Below are 21635 nucleotides of genomic sequence, written 5' to 3'. Positions count from 1 at the left end.
GTGAAGGGTTATAAGAGGTATATCGTTAATAAAATCATATGGTATGTGATAACGTTTATCGTGGCAGTGGTATTAAACTTTCTTTTACCAAGGTTGATACCGGGCAATCCGGTATCAACCGTTATTTCCAAAATGACCAGCGGTATGGCTGACACCGATTCGATAAAACGCGTATACGAGACATTTGAAAGGGAATTTGGCCTGGATAAACCTCTATTGGAGCAGTTCTTTATTTATGTGGCTAACCTTTTCCACGGCGATATGGGTACATCCTTTGGGCAGTACCCGCGCAAAGTTACTGATATACTTGCCAGTGCACTGCCATGGACAATAGGACTTCAGTTACCTGCTATTATCGTGGGCTGGGTGTTGGGTAACGTTCTGGGGGCTATCGCCGCTTATAAAAAGAAGGTTTTTGATAAGGTCATATTTCCTGTATTCCTCTTTATAAGCTGCATTCCATCTTTTGGCTTTGCCATTATTTTGGTATGGCTGTTTAGCGTTATTCTCAAAATAGCTCCTGCCAGCGGCGGATACGCCTTTGACATGATACCCAGTCCGACTTTGCCATTTTTATTATCGGTCCTTAAACATTATCAATTGCCGTTCTGGTCAATAGTTTTGATCGCCATTGGAGGGCAATCGCTGGGCATGAGGGAAATGTCTATTTACGAACTTAATGCAGATTATGTCAAGTACTGCCGTTTGTTAGGCCTTAAAGACAGGAGAATTGTAAGGTATGTGTTTAAAAACGCGATGCTTCCGCAGATAACCGGCCTTGCGCTTTCGCTGGGTACGATGGTTGGCGGCGCACTGGTTACGGAGATTGTATTCAGCTATCCTGGTATAGGGTATGCTTTGTTTAATGCGATTACCTCACAGGATTTTCCCCTTATCTCGGGGTGTACTTTATTAATCACTACGGCAGTGCTAATAGCTAATTTTGTCGTCGATATTATTTATGGCCTAGTAGATCCAAGAATAAAAGCGGTGCAACAGGAGTGATAGGTTATGAAAAATCAGCTTAAAATCACTTTTGGATCAGGTAAATTCCTGGTAGGGTTTATTATTTTCACCGTATTGCTCTTGATTATGATAATTTTTCCCTTGTTGAACCACGCAGATCCGCTCGAGATGACATCGACTATGTTTGCAAAACCGAGCAGACAGCTCCCACTGGGCGCTGATAATTTCGGCAGAAATGTACTTATTGAGCTGATTGCCGGTGCCAAGACATCGCTTATTATCGGCATACTGGCTGGGGGGATTGCCACTACCATTGGGTTACTGATAGGCTTGTTTAGCGGTTATGTCGGTGGGATAGTAGACGATATTCTTTCGGCAATTACTAACATATTTATTGTGATCCCGTCTTTCATTATATTGGTTCTGGTATCTGTAAGCATCAGCTCCAGGTCGTACATAACGACCGCATTGGTCATAGGGTTTACAAGCTGGCCCTGGACAGCGAGGGCTGTGAGGGCACAGACTATTTCCTTGCGAAATCGCGATCACGTCAACCTTGCAAAGGTGTCCGGTTACAGTACACCTAAGATAATAGCTGTTGAAATATTGCCTTATGTGGCATCATATGTAGCTATGGCGTTTATCCTTCAGGTTGCCTCGGGAATTCTCTCTGAAGCCCAGATATCCATGCTGGGTTTGGGACCACAAAATACGGCGACATTAGGCCTTATGTTAAGCTGGGCGACAATGTACGAGGCGCATATGAGCGGTGCATGGTGGGCTTTTATACCTGTGGTTTTGACGATTGCATTGATTACATTTTCCCTTAATTTAATGAATACAGGGCTGGATCAAATTTTCAATCCGCAGATAAGGAGCTAATAATTATGGGAAAAAAGTTGTTAGAAGTCCATGAATTAAGGAGTAAATACAGGACAAGATTTGGCGAGGAAGTCCATGCTGTTGACGGGGTTTCGCTGGAGGTGGAAGAAGGTAAGTGCTTAGGCATTGCTGGCGAATCCGGTTGTGGTAAATCCACATTGGCCATGAGTATAATGGGTTATTATTTTCCACCGCTTCGCTATGAAAGCGGCACCGTTAAAGTTGATGGGATGGATATTACTAGGATGAAATTTAATCAATTAAGGGTCAAGGTGCTTGGCAGTGAGATAGCTTATATACCTCAGGCGGCTATGAATGCATTAAATCCCACTCAAAGAATAATCAACCTTATTGAAGATGTCATGAAAGAACATAGGCCGGATATGAGTAAAAAAGATGTAATCGAAATGGCGGCCGAGAGGTTTGAAACGCTCAATCTGCCGAGGGAAGTTCTCAACAAATATCCAATAGAGCTTTCAGGTGGTATGAAACAGCGAACGGTAATCGCCATATCCACAATATTGAACCCCAAAGTGCTTATCGCTGATGAACCCTCGTCAGCTTTGGATGTTACGTCTCAAAAAATGGTCATTAAACTTTTAAAAGATTTAATGAAGAGGGGTTTTATTAAATCAATGGTTTTTATAACCCATGAGTTGCCCCTTCTCTACAATGTGGCGGACAATATAATGGTTATGTACGCAGGTGAAATTGTCGAGTACGGGACGGCCCAAGAAATGATTTTTGACCCTTTGCACCCGTATTCAAAAGGCCTTATGGATTCGATTATTGTCCCTGAAAAAGGCACGCGCAGCAAAAAGCTTATATCTATTCCTGGTGCTCCGCCAGATCTGAAATATGTATCAGAAGGCTGCCGTTTTGCCGATCGATGCAGGTACGTTAAAAGTGAATGCAAAAAAGGCAAGATACCTATAAAAACGGTGAACGGCAGAGGGTATAGATGCATATTACAAGCGGGTGCGCTTAAGGAGATGTATGGCAAATGAAGAAAAACGAAGTGCTCCTAAGTGGGAAAAATGTAACGAGGGTGTTTATAAATGGAAGGACAAGGTTCACTGCTGTGGATCATGTCAATTTCGAGTTTTGTCGCGGTGAGATAATATCCATAGTAGGCGAAAGTGGCAGCGGAAAAACGACGCTGGCAAGAATGATACTCGGTTTGCTTAACATGACAGAGGGGGAAATTTATTACGAAGGCAAACCCAGAGACATCACAACCCAGAAAAAGCGCAAAGCATACTGGAGGAATGTGCAGCCGATTTTTCAGGACCCATTTTCTTCGTTTAATATTTTTAGCAAAGTTGACACACTGCTGCTAGATTGCATAAAATTGCAAGGCCAGAAATCATTAACAAAAGAGGAAAAATATCAGAGGATGAAAGAGGCTTGTGATTTTGTCAACCTGAAATTTGAAGAGATCTCTAATAAATACCCCTTTGAGCTTTCCGGTGGGCAGATGCAAAGGCTTATGATAGCCCGTATATTCATGTTGCGCCCCAAGATTGTAATTGCCGATGAACCTACCTCCATGATTGATGCTTGTTCGCGTGCGAATATCCTCGACATGATACTCAAACTGCGCGATGAAACAAAGATGACGGTTGTCTTTATCACTCATGATATCGGCCTTGCCTATTACGTATCTGATAAAATATACATTATGAAAAGTGGTTGCTTTGTTGAGGAAGGACTTCCTGATGACGTTATTTTAAACCCCACACAAGATTATACCAAGCATCTCTTAAGCGATGTGCCAAAGATTCAAAGCCGCTGGGAGTTTTAATATGCAAAGAGCCATCTTAGATCTCTACGCTTAGATGGCTCTTTCGTATTTGTCAGCTGTATATCGTATTTCTATCGTAACAACTTTAAAATTTTCAAAGATAAGTGTCCCTGTAACTCTTTTTTTACAGTTTTTTACGCAGGCATATAATCTTTTCTTTGTCTGTGATATTTATCACAGAGGATAGATTACAGAAGTGAATGTGGGATCTCGACCGATACTTTCAGAAGGAAAAAGCCAAGTGTACCAAGCCTGATAGCAGACGCTGCGTCGAACGAATATCAAATGGGGCAGGCAGCGAAATCACTACCTGCACGTTCTGACCAGATGGCTGGTTGATCTGTCGGTTGCCCACAATGTTTCCACCATTGTGGTAGGCGAATTAAAAGGTATTCGCGAGGATAAAGACTGGGGAGATGCGGGCAATCAGAAGCTTTATGAATGGCCATTCAGCAGGATAATAGAGCTGCTCACCTATAAGGCAGCCCTTGCAGGAATACGGGTGATAAAGACATCGGAGAGGAGCACCAGCACCACGTGTCCATTATGCGGCAGGAGTGAGAAAAAAGCCCGTATATACCGTGGGTTGTTTGTTCACTGCGATAAAGCGTTCAATGCGGATGTGGTGGGAGCGTACAACATTTTGCAGAGGTATCTCCGTGAGACTGGAGCGGCTGTGCCGATTCAGTCAGGAGTAGTGGGCGTGCTGGCACGCCCTGCGGTCAACCTGTTTGTGTGGAGAAAAACCACACCGAAAGGCCGTGAACAGGGGACGTTCAAACAGGCTGCATAGGGCTTGCTTGAACAGCCGCGAAGTATAAAACCGTTCGTACCACGGCCTCGTGGGGAAAGAACCCCACGGGTTTACCCGTGGGAGGATGTCAGAATTGCTGGGTGAATGTAATATATAATAGTAAAATTATGGCGAAAGAACGGCCGGAAGAAGCTGTTTGCTCGCCATTTTCTTTTTATAAACGATATTGTATAATATTTATTAAATCGATATGTGAGAGAAAGGGTTGGGATGAGTGACGGGTAATTTCTTTTTTGCAGATATTAAAGAAAAAATTTTTAAATCATTGATGTACTTTAGTTTATTGTCTGTGGCCTATATTTTTTTAATATCTCTTTTTCAGCGAAGTAATATAGTTACAGGATATCCTTCTTACATGCTGATTATTATCATATATATGATCGTTTTTTTCCTTCTAAAAGTACAAGCAAGTAAAATAAAAGTTGGTACCATTGGCGAGGTATCTTTTGTCATTATTTTACTATCTATAGCTTTTTTATTGAGAATATTTTATTATATTTTCACGAAGCCGTTACCTGTATCAGATTTTTTGTTTTATCACAATTACGCTGAAAAAATTAGCAAAGGGAATTATCTACCCCTTGATAAGACATGCGTAATATTTCCGCACAGATTTGGTTTTCCTTTATTTTTAGGTTTTGTCTATTTTCTTTTTGGTCCGTTTGTTTCGACAGGGAGTTTGTTTAATATATTTATTTCTACTATGAACATTGTTCTAGTTTACATATTGGCAAAGATGATTTACAATCCTAATGTAGCAAGAGTTTCAGCAGTGCTTTATGCACTTTGGCCATCCCAGATTATGTATTCATCGACAATAGCTTCTGAGCGGTTATTTATGACATTATTTTTAACAGCTATTATACTGTTTATGAAATGTATAGAAGAGGATTCTAAGCGAAGTGTTTTATTGGCTATAATCTGCGGTATTTGCGTAGCATTGGCTCAATTTATCAGGCCAATAGCTCAGATGCTATTAATAGTGTTTTTGATAGCAGGCATCGTTTTAAGCCATAAGCGCGCACTCAAGGGCTTTGTTAAGAAGTTCGTCTTTGTGTTTGTCTTCTTTTTAATAACCATGGAAGTATTAGGCATTACTACAAAAGATCTGACGGGAATAACCCTTCGTTCGTCAATGGGATACAATTTGATGGTTGGTACAAACTATTATTCACACGGAATGTATAACAACGAGGATGCTTTAATACTCAGTAAATACAACTATGACTTTGACAAGGTCCATAAAGAAAGCGCAAAAACTGCAATAGAAAGGATTAGATCACATCCGTTAAGATTTTTGAATCTTGTCGAAGAAAAAACTAGGATAATGTGGGGAGATGAACTATATGCGATAAGCTGGAGCTTTGAGCAGTCTTCTAATACCCGTTTGTTAAAAATTCCATTTATGAAAAACATGTTAATAGTTGTCCTTCAAATTTACTATCTCGCTATTTTGTTTTTCGTGTTTTGTGGATTATCAATAAGTAGAGAAAACAAAAAGTCGATAGTTCCAGCGATGGTATTCTCGATTCACGTTATAGCCTATGCGTTTTTAGAGGTTCAGTCTCGTTATCATTATCCTGCGATAGTTTGTTTAATTCCTATAGCAGCGTTTGGATTGAGAAATTTAAAGATTTTGACCTCTCCAAGGTACTTGGTAAAATAAGGCTAAGAAAGGAGCTGAAAAGCAAAATGAAACCTAAGGTATTTTTTGTGATTCCCTGTTTCAACGAAGAAGAAGTATTGCCTTTTACAATTGACAGAATGAACGAAAAGTTAAATGCTCTTGTAGAAAAAGATCTAATACACCAGGATAGTAAAGTGCTTTTTGTTGACGATGGTAGTGGAGATAATACATGGAAACTGATCAAAAGCGCCGCGCAAAATGAGCGTTTTTCTGGCGTGAAACTATCGCGAAACTGCGGACATCAGAATGCATTGATGGCCGGAATGAGCTATGCTGTAAACTTTGCTGATTGTGTCATTACATTGGACGCTGATTTACAAGATGATATAAATGTTATTGATGAGTTTATAGATAAATTTATACAAGGCTATGAAATTGTTTATGGTGTAAGAAGTGAAAGAGAAGTGGATACGTTTTTTAAGAGATTTACTGCTCAGTCTTTTTACAAGCTTATGCGATTTTTGGGTGTCGAGATTGTCTACAACCACGCCGACTACAGGCTTATGAGCAAAAGAGCAGTAGAGTATCTGATGAGATTTGAAGAAAGGAATCTATTTTTACGTGGGATAATACCGCTTATAGGTCTTAAATCTACCACGGTACATTACAAAAGGCAAAAAAGAATGGCAGGAAAAACCAAGTATCCTCTTAAAAAGATGTTGGCATTCGCCTTTGATGGAATTACATCCTTTTCAATAAAGCCAATAAGATATATAACACTGGCAGGTTTTTTAATGTTTGCGCTGAGTATAATAATTCTTATATACTCCATAATTCAAAAGATTAAAGGCGATGTGGTACCGGGTTGGACATCTCTTTCTATTTCAATATGGTTTATCGGTGGAATGCAGCTGATGGCCTTAGGATTGATCGGGGAGTACATAGGTAAAATCTACAAGGAAGTAAAAAGAAGGCCGTTGTTTTTGATAGAAGAGATAGCTGACGAGAGTTTAAAAGAAATTGAATAGGTGAAGAAAATGATCTATAGCTGGACAAAACTAAAGAGAATAAAGCAAATTATAGAAATAGGTAAATTTTCTATGGTCGGTATTTTAAATACTTTGATAGACTTTGCTGTGTTTTTCTTCTGTTATTCAATTTTTCACATAAATTATTCATTAAGTCAAATAAGCGGCTATACTGCAGGGACAATAAATAGCTTTATTTTAAATAAAAAATGGACCTTTGAAGACAGGACAACAGGGAAGATTATTTTTATTAAAGCTATAAAATTTGGTACTGTAAACGCAATTTCACTAACTTGCTCTATTTTCGTGATAAAAATTGCAAAAACCTATTGGGTAAGCTCGATTTTGATTGCTAAAATTTTAGCGACGTTGTGCGCTCAGATTATAAACTATCTATTATATAAATACTGGGTTTTTCTAAAAGATTAGAAAAACAAAATGTAACAGTAAAGTTAGAAATATGATATAATAGGTATAAAAGAAAGAAGGTGTTATTATTGTAGAGCTGTGGCTTGCAATAGTGATTGTCGCGGCGATCCTGGATTTGTTGACCAGCAATATTTTTTTCGTGTTCTTTTCGGTCGGCGGAGTAATAGCCATCGCTGTGTATTTGATCGGGTTATCTTTTTTGACGCAGTTGCTTTGTTTTCTCATCGTGAGTATCGTGCTCATACTGCTTATTTACCCCTATGTGCGAAAAAACTTAAAGAGGACCGTGCCGCATTTTTCTCCGTTTGAGAATAAGTACATCGGCCAACGGTTTACAGTACCCGATGATATTGAAGAAGAGGGCGAGATGAAAATAGGAGGAATATACTGGAGGGTTAAGAATACGGGAGAACCTATAAAAAAAGGGAATACGGTTGAAGTGATCGGTATAGAGGATAGTAAGTTTTTGATTAAAAAAGTGGAGGATGATAAAAAATGATTTTTGGTATCATCGTTTTGATTTTCATCTTGATCGTGCTTTTTGCTTCAATTAAAATCGTAACAACAGGCAACGTGTTCATCGTGGAGCGTCTGGGGCAGTTCTACAAAGTGCTGGAACCGGGCTGGCATGTCATAATACCGTTTCTGGACTACGTAAGGGCAAAAGTATCGACAAAGCAGCAGATATTGGATATAGAGCCTCAAAGCGTTATAACAAAGGATAACGTCAAGATTTCTGTAGACAACGTAATATTTTTTAAGGTCATGAACGCACGAGATGCCATATACAATATCGAGGACTACAAATCTGGTATCATTTACTCCACTATAACCAATATGCGAAACATAATTGGCAATATGACCCTTGATGAAGTTCTATCCGGCAGGGATAAAATTAATGCGGAGCTTCTCAAGGTGGTGGATCAGCTGACGGACGCATACGGCATTAAAATCCTGTCAGTGGAAATAAAGAACATCATACCGCCTGACGAGATACGACAGGCGATGGAAAAGCAGATGAAGGCCGAAAGGGATAAGAGGGCGATGATACTTCAGGCGGAAGGTGAAAAGCAAAGTGCCATAGCAAGGGCCGAAGGCGAAAAGCAGGCGAAGATACTGACGGCGGAGGCGGAAAAGGAGGCCAATATAAGGCGAGCGGAAGGCCTGAAGCAGTCTCAAATCTTGGAGGCCGAGGGTAGAGCCACTGCCATAAAGGCCATTGCTGAAGCGCAGGCCAAGGCTATTGCACTGGTCAATAAGGCTATCATAGAATCGGGGACCAATGAAACCGTCATAGCACTCAAGCAGATAGAAGCGCTGCAGGAGATGGCTAAAAATCCTGCCAACAAGCTGATACTGCCTAATTCAGCTCTGGATAGCCTTGGAAGCATAGCGGCTATAGCAGAAATCTTAAAAAGCGAAAAGAAGCCCTGAAAGCAGGTTTAAAGCCTGCTTTTCAAATTGCGGTGTTAGACGGACACAATTTTCTGATAATATACATTTCGTGCCTTATCGGACTTGTGTACGATATGTATAAAACTGCAAGATAACGTGCAACTGAAGACACAGCTGAAATTTATGCCGTTTATACTCATAGCAGTACTTATTATAAGATACTTACCAATTATGGTATAATATACATGAGGCAGTCGGAAAAGCAGGTGCGGTTGCCACTCTCCTTTTAAGGAGGTGGTTGCTATGAGTATGTATCAGACATTGTCATTAATGATAATGTTCGGTATGTTGATCGTAGCAATCCTCGATTTTAAGAGAAAAAAATAACCGCCCTGCTGGCACCAGAGCGGTTATGATATTTTAACCGTACTTTGGGGCAACCGCCTATTGCGGTCGATTGCCTCATTATTATATTATAGCACAGGTAATAAAAAAGTAAACAGGGATATTCCATAAAGCAGGGTTTAACCCTGCTTTTTTGTGTCCAAAAATTTTTAGAAAGTATGGTAGAGGAGATAAACAAAAAAACGATGGAAATGAAAGAGAAGAAAGGAGGTGGTTAGGATATATGTAAAATTTGCGGAAAAGAGGATTGATGACGGGATATAAAAACGCGAAATATACTATGCAAAAAAGTATACAAAATGCAAGGGGGAAAACCGAATGTTGAATCAAACGATTATGAATCATATTATCGATATTGTTAATGGTAATGTTTCCATTACTGATAATCCTATGTTTGATGCTGTTTGGAATGATTATGCCAATAAATATAATGCGTTAGCAAAGCAACTTAAAGCTGTTGGTATTGATATGAACTTGCTAATAGATGTCGTTGAAGCTGCTAAGAAAGTAGCACAATTAGGATATACTACGGCGTACCTGTTAGGCTATACGGATTGTGCTATTAATAATAATTACTATAAAAAGGACTAAAATGTAATGATGATACAATAACTTTTTTCTTAAAACTTGACTGTAAAGCATTGAGGTATTATGATGTATTTAGAAACTAAATAAGAGGATGCTAGGGGAGCTTCGTGTGAGGCTGAGAGGGGACTCGTTCCCGACCCTTGAACCTGTCAGGATAATGCCTGCGTAGGGAAGCATCAAAGTATTTTAAATGCTTTGTGACTTTACAAAAATGCCCACCTATACAGGTGGGCTTAATTTATTTTGGAGGTGATACTGTGAAGTTAGCACTTACTATCGCTGGTTCTGACTCCGGTGGTGGAGCAGGTATACAGGCGGATTTAAAAACTTATTCGGCCCATGGAGTTTATGGTATGAGCGTCATTACATCGATTACGGCGCAGAATACCACTGGCGTTCTCGGAATAGAGGATATAAGTCCGGAGATGGTAGCCCTGCAAATAAAGGCGATCTTTGAAGACCTATATCCTGACGCTGTGAAAATAGGTATGGTATCCAATGAAGGCATAATCGAATCTATTGCAGGAGGTTTAAAAAATTATAAGCCTGAAAAGGTAGTCTTAGATCCCGTGATGATTTCAAAGAGTGGAAACCATTTATTAAAACCAGAGGCCATTGAGGCTTTAAAAAGAAAGCTTATCCCATTAAGCCTTGTGGTTACGCCCAACCTTATGGAAGCAGGGGCATTGAGTGGCTTTGAGATTAAGGACAAAGAGGATATGAAAGAGGCTGCTAAGAAGATATTGGATCTTGGTGCCAAGACAGTAGTTGTAAAAGGTGGGCATCTCACTGGTGATGCTTTAGATATATTCTACGATGGCAAGGTGTTTTATGAGATTACATCAGAAAGAATTAATACTGAGAACACCCATGGTACAGGATGTACCTTTTCCTCAGCAATTGCTGCTAATTTGGCTTTAGGGTATGACTTATTGGAATCTATAAAGAGAGCAAAGAATTACATCACGGGGGCTATAAAGCACTCACTGGGTATAGGACATGGGGTGGGTCCCACCAATCATTTCTGGAACTGCCACGTAAGGGGAGATGAATGTGAATATTAAGCTTTCCAATCGCAGCATGTTTTTACTCTGGTTTGGGGCAGCCATATCTATGGCTGAGATAATGACAGGGGCCTTATACGCCCCCATGGGATTTAAAAAAGGAATAGTGGCCATCCTGCTGGGGCATGTCGTTGGTAATACATTACTTGTGCTGACAGGTGTAATAGGTTTCAGAGAAAAAGTCAGTTCCATGGAATCTACCCGCTATGCTTTCGGAATATACGGTTCTTATTTATTTTCCATTCTTAATATCCTCCAGCTTATGGGATGGACTGCTGTGATGATAATTATATCAGGCCGCTCATTGAATTCTATATCTATAAAGCTGTGGGGATTTGACAACTTCTATGTTTGGGCGTTGATCACAGGTCTGCTGGTAATACTATGGATATATGCAGGAAACCGGGGTTTTAATGTGATAAATAATATTGCCGTCATATTATTGCTTATTCTAACGATGGTTATGAGTTTTTCGGTGTTTAAAGGAGGTATGCCAGATAGAATCAAAGGTGGCATGAGCTTTGGACAGGGTTTTGAGCTGGCAGTAGTTATGCCTTTATCGTGGCTTCCACTGATATCTGATTATACAAGAGCCGCTGAATCAGAAAAAGGCTCAGCTGTCGCTACTTGGCTTGGCTACTTTATAGGGAGCTCATGGATGTATATCATAGGCTTAAGCACAGCCCTTGTATTCAACAGTAGTGATCCGACAGATATAATGTTAAAAGCAGGTTTAGGGATTTACGCTTTGATAATAGTGATTATATCAACTGTTACTACAACATTTTTAGATGTATATTCTTCGGGTATATCGTTCCTGAATATTAAGAGCGGAAATGAAAGACTGGTATCTGTGGTTATGGGTATTATAGGCACGGTAATCGCCCTCGTATTTCCTATGGACCAGTACGAAAATTTTCTCTACGCTATAGGCTCAACATTTGCACCGCTTTTTGCAGTGCTGGTGATAGGTTATTTTATTTTTAAAGAAAATAAGAATAGCCAGAGATTTAATGTAGAGGCTTTGATTTCGTGGGCTATAGGTGTGATGCTTTACTATGTTTTGTTAAGGTATGACACGGTTATTGGTGTTACAATGCCTGATGTAATACTTACTGGCATTATTTATTTAATTATCCATAAAATTAACTTAGCATTTAAGTCACTAGGAGGAATGTAAGATGCTAGAAGGCTTGCTTACAAATCTAAGGAATAAAAAACCATTAGTTCATCATATAACTAACACGGTTACCATTAATGATTGTGCCAATATAACCCTTGCCATAGGGGCGCTGCCAGTAATGGCCCATGCTTTAGAAGAGGTAGAGGAAATGGTAAGCGCTGCCCAAGCCCTGGTTTTAAATATTGGCACTCTTACAAAGGAACAAGTGAATGCCATGATAAAAGCAGGAATAGTTGCAAATTCCCTCAAAATACCAGTTGTATTGGACCCTGTGGGTGCCGGAGCTACGGCAATGAGAACGGACAGTGCTAAAAGGATACTGGAGAAAATCAAGGTGTCTGTAATAAAGGGAAATAGCTCAGAGATAGCCATTCTTGCTGGTAGAGATGGAAAAATAAGAGGAGTGGAAGCTGCGTACAGTGCAGAAGATATTGTTGGTGCTGCTAAGGAGATGGCAAGCAAGTACAAAGCAGTGGTAGCAATTACAGGAGCAACCGATATGATTACCGATGGAGAAAATGTAGCCTATGTTAGAAATGGTCATCCTATGATGGGGACCATCACCGGTACAGGCTGCATGCTCACGTCGGTGGTGGGAAGTTTTTGTGGTGCTAATAAAGACAGTTTTGAATCTACGATAGCGGCATTTGTTTCTTTTGGGCTGGCAGGCGAGCTAGCCGCATCCAGTAGCGCAGTTAAAGGGCCAGCCAGTTTTAAGATGGCATTCTTCGATGAAGTATATAACCTTACAGAAGAAAAGATAAAAAAAGGAATTAAAATAGAAATTAACAAATAATATAATTGGCTAAAAGAGAATGAAGTAGTAAAATAATTATAGTAAGGTCGACAGTATATAATTTAGACTAGATGTAGATAATTACTTTGTCTATATCCTTTGTTAGAAAAAGTTGAAAGGGAGGGTAAATTTTTATGCGGTTTTCGATGCTTTTCTCGCCAATCAAGATAGGAACAATGGAGGTGAAGAACCGGTTTGTTGTGCCACCAATGGCCACTGGGCTGGCCAGGCCTGACGGAAGTCCTACGGACGCACATGTTACTTATTTTGCAACAAGAGCAAAAGGAGGATATGGGCTTTTGATTGTAGAGGCTACAGCCGTAGATCCTCTGGGGAAAGGCTCTCCATGGGATGAACCCGGTATATGGGATGACAGTTTCATCCCTGCGTGGAAAAAAATTGTGGACGAAGTTCATAAATACGGGGCCAAAATAGCAATACAGTTGCACCATGCTGGGAGGCAGACCACCCATGATAAAATAAACGGACAGCCGGTGGCACCGTCCCCCATACCATGTCCTATTGAAAGAGAAATACCGCGCGAGCTTACTACAGAAGAGGTATATGAATTAATAGAAAAATTTGGGGATGCAGCCAGAAGGGCAAGGGATGCTGGATTTGACGCTGTAGAAGTGCATGGCGCTCACGGTTATCTTATCGCACAATTTATGTCTCCTTACACAAATAAGCGTATCGACGAGTTTGGTGGAGATTTTATGAGCAGGATGAAATTCCCTGTAGAAATCGTTAAAAACATCAGAAAAAAGGTCGGCAACGGTTACCCGATTATATTCAGGCTCAGCGGCGATGAGAAAGTCGTGGGAGGTAGAAATATTGATGATTCAAGAGCGGTAGCACGGGTTATGGAGGAAGCAGGGGTCGACGCTATTCACGTATCAGCAGGAGTTTATGCGAGTACGCAATATATAATTGCCCCAGCGGCAATGCCTCCAGGCTTTAACGTCTATGCTGCCGAGGAGATAAAAAAAGCAGTAAAAATTCCGGTAATCGCTGTTGGAAGAATTAACGATCCTGTGCTGGCTGAGGATATCCTGGAGACAGGAAAAGCCGATATGGTTGCAATGGGAAGAGAATCCCTTGCTGATCCAGAGCTTCCTAATAAGGTAGCTGCAGGTGCGATCGATGAAATATCACCTTGTATTGGATGCATGCAGGCCTGCGCGGGATATCTATTTGATCCTGATCAACCGCATATTTCCTGCCTTGTCAATCCTTTTGCGTGCAGAGAAGGAGAGCTCAAGATAGAGAAAGCCGAAAAACCCAAAAAGATTATGGTGGTTGGTGGTGGGCCTGGTGGCCTTGAAGCGGCGTGGATTCTGGCAAAGAGAGGCCATATTGTAACCTTGTATGAAAAAGAAAATGTTTTAGGTGGACAGTACAGAATAGGTGCTATACCGCCTGCTAAACAGGACATACTAAAAGCTCTCCGATATTATATAACTATGGGCAAGAAGTATGGTGTAAATTACAGACTAGGTGTGGAGGTAACTGAGGATCTTATTGAAAGAGAAAAGCCGGACGTAGTTGTGCTGGCTACCGGTGGTGTGCCTTTGGTACCCAATATCAAGGGTATTGATAATCCAAGATTTGTGAAAGCTGTAGATGTGTTGGAAGGCAAAAAAGAAGTAGGCATGAACGTCCTGATCGTAGGCGGAGGTATGGTTGGCGCGGAGACAGCTGACTTCCTTGGCGAGCACCATCATAATGTAACTATAATAGAAATGCTGCCAGAGATAGCAAGAGGTGAACAGGATGCAGTAAAGTATTTTTTGATGAAGAGACTTAATAAGTACGGTGTAAAGACCATTACAAATGCTGTTGTCAAAGAATTCCTGGATGATGGCGTGATATATGAAAAAGATGAAAAAATAGAAAAACTAACAGGATTTGATACAATTGTTCTTGCAATGGGAGCTGTAGCGTACAATCCCCTTGAACAGAGGATAAAGGATAAGGTGCCAGAGGTATATATTGTAGGCGATGCAGTACGGGCCAGGGATGCACTGGTAGCTATAGAAGAAGCGGCAAGGATGGCTGTTAAGGTTTGACCTTTTAATTGCGTTTCAAAAAGAAGGACATCTAAAGATGGTGTCCTTCTTTAAAATTATGTCTACTTTCGCTGAAATGAGTGTGATATAATGTAAGGTAGGCAATAGGGGAGATAGATGTTATGTTGGGTACATTAGTAAACGTAGCTGCAATCGTGGTAGGGAGTGCTGTGGGAGCATTTCTTAAAATGGGAATACCCGAAAGGTACAAATCTACCATAATGCAGGGATTGTCCTTAAGCGTTATGATCATAGGTTTATCCAATGCTTTAAAATACAATAATTTATTGCTAGTCATTGTAAGTCTTGTGATCGGCGGTATAATCGGTGAAGCCATTGGCATTGAATACCTGCTAAACAAACTAGGAGATATAGTTCATAGCAAGATGAGTAATGGAAGCAATTCTAGCGTAAGTAAGGGGTTTGTAACAGCTAGTCTTATTTTTTGTGTAGGTGCCATGGCTATTGTAGGAGCGTTAAAGGATGGATTGGAGGGGGATCATAGTATACTATATGCGAAATCTATGCTGGATGGTATTGCGTCTATAGTTTTTGCTTCTACTTTTGGAATAGGCGTACTGTTTTCTTCCGTAACGGTTTTTATATATCAAGGGTTTATAACGTTGATGGCCTCGTTTTTAAAAGACCTTCTTATTAACCCAATTATTGCGGATATGTCAGCAATTGGCGGGGTATTGATCGTCGGAATTTCTTTGAATATGCTTGATATAAAAAACATAAAAGTGGGGAACTTATTACCAGCTATATTTGTGCCTGTTGTATATCAGCTTATAAAGCTTATTTTTCACTTATGAGGTGATTTAATTGCCTAAAAGCGTCTTGTTAGTAGAAGATGATAGACCTATTTCCAGGTTTGTGGAACTGGAATTAAGACACGAAGGATATATCGTAGACGTGGCTCATGATGGTATTTCAGGTTATGAAAAGATAAGGAACAATGAATATGATATAATAATTTTGGACATAATGCTGCCGGGCATGGACGGCATTGAATTGCTCAAAAAAGTACGGTTGAATTCTGATGTTCCTGTAATTTTACTAACCGCTAAAAGTGATGTAAATGATAAGGTTTTAGGTTTGGATATAGGTGCTGATGATTACATAACCAAGCCTTTTGCCATCGAAGAGTTGTTGGCCAGGATGAGAGTTTTGCTTAGAGGCAAGGAGAAAATATACAGATGTGGAGAAGAACTTAAGGCAGCAGATTTAGTGCTGAATATGTCCACACGAACAGTAAAAAGGGGAGGTATAAATATAAGCCTTACCAAAACTGAATTTGACCTATTGCAATACATGTTAAAGAATAAGAATGTGGTGTTGTCAAGAAATAGAATATTAAGTGAGGTGTGGGGATATGATTTTTTAGGGGATACGAATATAGTAGATGTTTATATAAGATATCTAAGAAGTAAGATCGACGATGGATATGAAAATAAGTTAATCCATACTGTAAGAGGAGTAGGGTATGTTTTAAAGGAGAATGCTAAATGAAAATATCATTTAAAATAGCATTTACATATGCTATTTTGTTGTGTGCTGTATTAATTACATTGAGTGCCTTTGTGTTACTAGGCATAAGGTACTACCTTATCCAACAGGCTATATCTCAGGTGAGGAGTCAGGCTGATACTGTTATAAAGAGAGTAAAATATGAGCATTATAAAGTCGCTCTTAACGATAGTGATTTATTTGATACAGGTCTATATAATATCGGCATAATAGTCTACTCAAGCCGCGGAAAAGTTTTTTATTCATCCGACAATGTAAGTAAAGATGCTCATCTCATTCCTTTTAACAAAAACATAAATTTAATCAGTAAAACAGAAGTAGATGAAAAACATCTGGTTTATTTAAATAAGAAAATTCAGGTGAATAAAAGTACCTATTATATTCAAATTATTAGAAACATGGATAATGAATACGATTTTATAAAAGCGCTTTTCGTCGTGATGGTATTGGCCAATGGAGCTGGTGTGCTTGTATCGGTTTTTATTGGTTTTATGGCTACAAAAAGAGTTGTAAGGCCCATTGATTATATAATAAAGAAGGTAAAAGAAATAAGCGTTACAGGTTTAAATACAAGATTGGAAATACAAGGCCCTGAAGATGAGTTCACACGTCTTGCCAGGACGTTTAACAATATGCTGGATAGAATACAAGATTCATTTAAAAAACAGGAAAGATTTGTTTCCGATGCTTCTCATGAGCTAAGAACTCCTATAGCCGCGATAAAGGGTTATGTAGATATGTTAGATAGGTGGGGTAAAGAAGATAAAGAAGTGTTGCAAGAGAGCATTGACGCTATTAGGGGTCTTGTCGATGATATGAGTGCGTTAACTGAGCGCCTGTTGTTTTTAGCCAAAAGTGACAATGGAATTATCAATTTAGAAAAAGAAAGGTTTTTGCTAAACGACGTCATTAAAGGAGTAGCTCAACATTACCGTATGCTATCAAAAGAGCACATTATAGAAGTTAATTGTAGAGACGATATTTACATTTGGGCAGATAAAAACCTCATTAAGGAGATGTTAAGGGCGTTTATCGATAATAGCATTAAATACACTCAACCTGGAGGCAAAATAACGTTACAAGCCCTTGCAAAGGATGATAAGGTGAAGATAGAGATTAGAGATACAGGCATAGGAATACCTGAAAAAGATATTCCTTTTATATTTGAGCGCTTTTACAGAGTAGATAAATCCCGCTCTAAAGAGCATAAAGGCTGGGGCCTGGGCCTTTCTATTGCAAAGCGGATTATAGACTCCCATGATGGCAGCATTAACGTTGAAAGCAAAGTCGGAGAAGGCACAACCTTTGTAATTGACCTTCCTAATATAATCCCCAATTAGACGAAATAACTATTTCGTCTAATTGGGGATAGTTTGTTTTAAAGTTTATTTTTATGGCTTGCCGTATGGCTCCCACTTGTTATAATCAGACTTCATGATCACTATGTCAACTCGTCTATTTTTTTTTCTGTTTTCCTCTGAGGTGTTAGGGACGACGGGCTTGAACTGTCCATATCCAACTGCAATTAGCCTTTCGGGGTTTACACCATTTTCTACGAGAATCTCAATTACATTCGTAGCCCTTGCTACTGATAACTCCCAGTTGGATTTGTACTTCTCGTTGTTTATAGGAATATCATCCGTATATCCCTCTACTCTTATGTAGTTAGGAATGGTCTTTAGAATTTGAGATATATTGTCGATGATCTTTCTGTTTTGTGGAAGAACGTCTGCTGATCCTATTTTAAATAAGAGAGGTTCTTGAAGGCTTATTACAACTCCTCTCTCGTCGCTGTACAAGGTTACATACGAACTTAAATGTTTTGACTCAATATAAGAAAGTAATTTTTGTTCTACGCCGCCGCTATTGTTACCTTTTAAATTGGCGTTGGAATCTTTGCCGCCGTTATTGTTTATTAGGTTATTATCTATCAAAGAATTACCGGAATTTTCCCCTATTACGTACTTAGATCCCAAACTCAACCCCAGTGAATTTGCTAGCTGTGCAAATTTATTTAAATTAATACTACTTAAAGAATACATGACTACAAAAAATATCATCAAAAGCGTAATTAGATCTGAATACGTGAGAAGCCATCTCTCTAAATTATTTTTTTCATCTGACGATTCCGCGTTTTTCCTATGCATATTAAAACCACTCCATCAGATATTTTCACTTAACTCAGGAACTACATTATGCGCATTCTTTTCCTTTTTCTCTAAGAAAGAAATCAGTTTCTCTTCTATTATCTTCGGATTTTCGCCCTGTTGTATTGATAAAATGCCTTCGATAATAAGTTCTCTTACGGTTCTATCTGATTCCGCTCTTTGTTTCAACTTTTCTGCTATAGGCAACCAGAACAGATTAGCACTGGATACGCCATAAAGAGTAGCTATAAAAGCGACTGCGATAGAGGGACCTAATTCTTGAGGGTTTGACAAATTACTCAACACGTTGACAAGGCCCATCACAGTACCGATTATACCCATCGTAGGCGCATATCCCCCTGCTGATTGGAATATATTTATTTCCTTTTTAGCCCTTTGCTCAAATATGTACATATCCAATTCCATCATATCTTTTATTAAATTTACATCGAGGCCATCTATTACAAAAGTTAAACCCCTTTTTAAGAAATCGTTTAAATCTCCCCTATTTAATTCTTCTTCCAGGCTTAAAAGCCCTTCCTGTCTTGCCTTTTTTGCCAGCGATACAATTGTTTCAATCAAAGACGAGATATCTACATTTCTATCAGTAAAGGATTTTATCAAAAGACCGGGGATTTTTATAAAGTCCTTAAATTTATACGATGTCATGACAGCACCGATAGTACCACCGAACACGATTAGCGCGGCGCTGCCTACGACCAGCGACCCTACTTTTCCTCCCTCCAGGACAAATGCCAATATCAGTGATCCAAATCCTATTGCCATTCCTAATAAAGTTGATACGTCCACTTTACATCACTCCTCATTTGCATCTAAACCCTATTATACTTTATATATCCTCATTTTTCAATATTCGACATATTTTAAAGCGCTTCATTTTGTATACAAAAAAAGACAGGAGTTAATGTTATCTCCTGTCCTATTTAACAATGCCCGACAAAACTAACCATATCATCAGCGCACCTACAACCAATCTATAATAAGCGAAAACTTTTAAAGAATGTTTCCCTAAATACGATAGAAACCTATCTACTACAAATAACGCCACGATATAGGACATAATAAATCCAACCGCCAGTGCTTGCCATTCTGATGCCGTCATAGCAGTGATGTTTTTTAAAAGAGAATACCCTGTGGCTGCGAACATAGTGGGTATGGCTAGAAAAAATGAAAACTCTGCAGCAGCCTTAACTGATAACCCGGCTATCATGCCGCCCATTATGGTTGATGCTGATCTGGACATTCCTGGGAAAAGTGACATGCACTGAGCAATACCTATTAAGAGAGACCTTTTAGTGTCTACATCATTTATATCATCTATTTTATAACCGCCAAAAGCCCATTCCACAATCAACAACATGATAGCACCCACTACCATCGCAATTCCCACTGTAAATGATGAAAATAGGTATTTTTCGATGTAGTTATTTAAAAGCACTCCTATTATAGCCGATGGCATAAATGCGATGACCATGTTGCGCCAGAGGTTAAATCCCCATTTGCCGGGCCTTAAGCTTTTAAGAGATTGCCATATCTTTCTTCTATAATAGTACACTACGGCTAAAATAGCACCTAATTGTATCACGATTTCAAACATCGTTTCAAAGCTTCCCTTGAAATTTATAAGATCACCTACGATTATAAGATGGCCTGTGGATGATATAGGTAGGAATTCAGTAAGTCCTTCCACTATACCCATTAAAAATGCTTTCAACAGAATAATCATGTTATCACCTTTTCTATTCTAGTAGTTAAATAACGTAATACAGAGTAATTTTACAGGATACATCCGATTAATTCAATATAAAAGCATTAAATTTAATAATTTTTTAATTGAGTGAATCCCCTTGCAGTACAAAATTCGATGTTATAGAATAATTTAGAGGGGTTGATTTTATGCGATATCCAGAAGTGCTCAGCGATTTTTTAAATTACCTTGCGACGATAAAGGCAAAATCACCTAATACTGTTCAGGCGTACTTTTATGATCTCCAGCTTTTTTTAAGATATATGGTATGGTACAAAAAATACGATATGTCAGAAACCATTAATATAGAAGACATCGATATAAGCGACGTGGACTATGACTTTATAAAAAATATAACGTTAAGTGATCTTTACTCCTTTTTATCTTACGTAACAGATAAGCGAGATAACAGCGCTCGTGCCAGAGCGAGGAAAGTCGCTAGCCTCAGGGCTTATTTTAAATACCTTGTCAGTAAAGCTCATGTGCTAGATAATAATCCAGCACAGGAACTGGAATCTCCAAAAATCAGCCAACGTCAGCCTATTTATCTAACCCTTGACGAGAGCAGAGATCTTTTAAACTGCGTGGATGGTGCTTATAAAGAAAGAGATAAGGCGATACTCACTATATTTTTAAACTGCGGCCTTCGCCTATCAGAACTGGTAGGTATAAATCTCGATGATATAAAGGGCGATACCCTGACGGTTATAGGAAAAGGCGATAAACAGCGCACGGTATATTTAAACAATGCGTGCATAAAAGCTATAAAAGAGTACATGAGGGTAAGGCCCACTGAGGGAGTAAAGGATAAAAATGCGCTTTTTCTGAGCAGAAATAAAAGGCGCATAAGCAAAAAGACTGTTCAGTACATAGTAAAAAAGTATATTAAAGCAGCTGGTTTAGACTCTCGAAAATACTCTACCCATAAATTGAGGCATACAGCAGCTACCCTTATGTACAAATACGGTAACGTCGACATAAGAACGCTGCAACACCTTTTGGGTCATGCTAACGTGTCTACAACCCAGATATACACTCACATCGACGATAAAAAATTAAGGGATGCTGTAAATAAAAACCCTCTTTCTAATAGCTAAAGTGTGTTATAATTATCAACGATATGAACTTATGAGGTGATAT

At 39.2% G+C, this 21635-nt stretch carries 23 protein-coding genes and 1 riboswitch; of the genes, 20 read left to right on the top strand and 3 right to left on the bottom strand.

What is annotated here, in order from left to right; genetic code table 11:
• The 19 genes from CALPO_RS0101520 (at position 1) to CALPO_RS0101430 (ending at position 17920) form a co-directional block, all read left to right on the top strand.
• Positions 1-1005 carry an ABC transporter permease gene (locus CALPO_RS0101520; protein ID WP_026485748.1) on the top strand — a complete coding sequence of 335 codons (1005 nt, stop codon included), beginning with the start codon at positions 1-3 and terminating at the stop codon, positions 1003-1005.
• A 6-nt stretch (positions 1006-1011) separates the two neighbouring features.
• Positions 1012-1848 carry an ABC transporter permease gene (locus CALPO_RS0101515; protein ID WP_026485747.1) on the top strand — a complete coding sequence of 279 codons (837 nt, stop codon included), beginning with the start codon at positions 1012-1014 and terminating at the stop codon, positions 1846-1848.
• Between the two features lie 5 nt (positions 1849-1853).
• Positions 1854-2855 carry an ABC transporter ATP-binding protein gene (locus CALPO_RS0101510; protein ID WP_026485746.1) on the top strand — a complete coding sequence of 334 codons (1002 nt, stop codon included), beginning with the start codon at positions 1854-1856 and terminating at the stop codon, positions 2853-2855.
• A complete protein-coding gene (locus CALPO_RS0101505; RefSeq protein WP_026485745.1) occupies positions 2852-3652 on the top strand; it encodes an ABC transporter ATP-binding protein in 801 nt (266 codons plus the stop codon). The genes CALPO_RS0101510 and CALPO_RS0101505 overlap by 4 nt, the downstream gene beginning before the upstream one ends.
• 265 nt (positions 3653-3917) lie before the next feature.
• Positions 3918-4445: an RNA-guided endonuclease TnpB family protein gene (locus CALPO_RS14085; RefSeq protein ID WP_084295120.1), complete on the top strand. Its 528-nt coding sequence runs from the start codon at positions 3918-3920 to the stop codon at positions 4443-4445.
• 235 nt (positions 4446-4680) lie between these two features.
• Positions 4681-6132 (top strand): glycosyltransferase family 39 protein, encoded by a 1452-nt coding sequence (locus tag CALPO_RS0101495; protein WP_026485743.1) that lies wholly within the window; start codon positions 4681-4683, stop codon positions 6130-6132.
• Positions 6133-6158: 26 nt separating this feature from the next.
• Entirely contained in the window at positions 6159-7121 is a 963-nt protein-coding gene (locus tag CALPO_RS0101490; RefSeq protein ID WP_026485742.1) for a glycosyltransferase family 2 protein, read from the top strand.
• Between the two features lie 9 nt (positions 7122-7130).
• The gene (locus CALPO_RS0101485; protein WP_026485741.1) at positions 7131-7550 is read left to right on the top strand and encodes a GtrA family protein; all 420 of its coding nucleotides are present in this window, start codon (positions 7131-7133) and stop codon (positions 7548-7550) included.
• A gap of 91 nt (positions 7551-7641) precedes the next feature.
• The gene (locus CALPO_RS0101480; protein WP_051585772.1) at positions 7642-8049 is read left to right on the top strand and encodes an NfeD family protein; all 408 of its coding nucleotides are present in this window, start codon (positions 7642-7644) and stop codon (positions 8047-8049) included.
• The gene (locus tag CALPO_RS0101475) at positions 8046-8984 is read left to right on the top strand and encodes an SPFH domain-containing protein (RefSeq protein WP_026485739.1); all 939 of its coding nucleotides are present in this window, start codon (positions 8046-8048) and stop codon (positions 8982-8984) included. The genes CALPO_RS0101480 and CALPO_RS0101475 overlap by 4 nt, the downstream gene beginning before the upstream one ends.
• A 264-nt stretch (positions 8985-9248) precedes the next feature.
• Positions 9249-9332 (top strand): putative holin-like toxin, encoded by an 84-nt coding sequence (locus tag CALPO_RS15190; protein WP_407638211.1) that lies wholly within the window; start codon positions 9249-9251, stop codon positions 9330-9332.
• Between the two features lie 336 nt (positions 9333-9668).
• Positions 9669-9941, top strand: a complete 273-nt coding sequence (locus CALPO_RS0101465; protein ID WP_026485738.1) for a hypothetical protein — start codon at positions 9669-9671, stop codon at positions 9939-9941.
• 83 nt (positions 9942-10024) lie between these two features.
• A riboswitch (TPP riboswitch) is annotated at positions 10025-10127 on the top strand.
• Positions 10128-10195: 68 nt separating this feature from the next.
• Positions 10196-11002, top strand: a complete 807-nt coding sequence (gene thiD / locus CALPO_RS0101460) for a bifunctional hydroxymethylpyrimidine kinase/phosphomethylpyrimidine kinase (protein ID WP_026485737.1) — start codon at positions 10196-10198, stop codon at positions 11000-11002.
• Complete coding sequence (gene cytX, locus CALPO_RS0101455; RefSeq protein WP_218915131.1) at positions 10992-12182, top strand: putative hydroxymethylpyrimidine transporter CytX; 1191 nt, start codon at positions 10992-10994, stop codon at positions 12180-12182. The genes thiD and cytX overlap by 11 nt, the downstream gene beginning before the upstream one ends.
• Before the next feature lies 1 nt (position 12183).
• Entirely contained in the window at positions 12184-12981 is a 798-nt protein-coding gene (thiM, locus tag CALPO_RS0101450) for a hydroxyethylthiazole kinase (protein ID WP_026485735.1), read from the top strand.
• Positions 12982-13115: 134 nt separating this feature from the next.
• Entirely contained in the window at positions 13116-15050 is a 1935-nt protein-coding gene (locus CALPO_RS0101445; RefSeq protein ID WP_026485734.1) for an oxidoreductase, read from the top strand.
• Positions 15051-15172: 122 nt separating this feature from the next.
• A complete protein-coding gene (locus tag CALPO_RS0101440; RefSeq protein WP_026485733.1) occupies positions 15173-15865 on the top strand; it encodes a DUF554 domain-containing protein in 693 nt (230 codons plus the stop codon).
• 10 nt (positions 15866-15875) lie between these two features.
• Positions 15876-16562 carry a response regulator transcription factor gene (locus CALPO_RS0101435; protein WP_026485732.1) on the top strand — a complete coding sequence of 229 codons (687 nt, stop codon included), beginning with the start codon at positions 15876-15878 and terminating at the stop codon, positions 16560-16562.
• On the top strand, positions 16559-17920 hold the full coding sequence (locus tag CALPO_RS0101430) for a sensor histidine kinase (protein ID WP_026485731.1): 1362 nt from the start codon (positions 16559-16561) through the stop codon (positions 17918-17920). The genes CALPO_RS0101435 and CALPO_RS0101430 overlap by 4 nt, the downstream gene beginning before the upstream one ends.
• Before the next feature lie 51 nt (positions 17921-17971).
• Here CALPO_RS0101430 and CALPO_RS0101425 read toward each other — a convergent pair whose 3' ends face one another.
• From CALPO_RS0101425 to CALPO_RS0101415, 3 genes are all read right to left on the bottom strand, one after another.
• Positions 17972-18727: an OmpA/MotB family protein gene (locus tag CALPO_RS0101425; protein WP_026485730.1), complete on the bottom strand. Its 756-nt coding sequence runs from the start codon at positions 18725-18727 to the stop codon at positions 17972-17974.
• Between the two features lie 15 nt (positions 18728-18742).
• Complete coding sequence (locus CALPO_RS13000; RefSeq protein ID WP_035171957.1) at positions 18743-19537, bottom strand: flagellar motor protein; 795 nt, start codon at positions 19535-19537, stop codon at positions 18743-18745.
• 130 nt (positions 19538-19667) lie between these two features.
• Positions 19668-20474, bottom strand: a complete 807-nt coding sequence (locus CALPO_RS0101415) for an undecaprenyl-diphosphate phosphatase (protein WP_026485729.1) — start codon at positions 20472-20474, stop codon at positions 19668-19670.
• Between the two features lie 170 nt (positions 20475-20644).
• Between CALPO_RS0101415 and CALPO_RS0101410 the strand changes: the two genes are divergently transcribed.
• Positions 20645-21592, top strand: coding sequence for a tyrosine recombinase XerC (locus CALPO_RS0101410; RefSeq protein ID WP_026485728.1), 948 nt, complete (start codon positions 20645-20647; stop codon positions 21590-21592).
• Positions 21593-21635 lie beyond the last annotated feature (43 nt).

The organism is Caldanaerobius polysaccharolyticus DSM 13641 (assembly GCF_000427425.1).
GTDB lineage: Bacteria > Bacillota > Thermoanaerobacteria > Thermoanaerobacterales > Caldanaerobiaceae > Caldanaerobius > Caldanaerobius polysaccharolyticus.
Note: the sequence above shows the minus strand (reverse complement) of the source record. Positions and strands in the feature narration are given on the sequence as shown.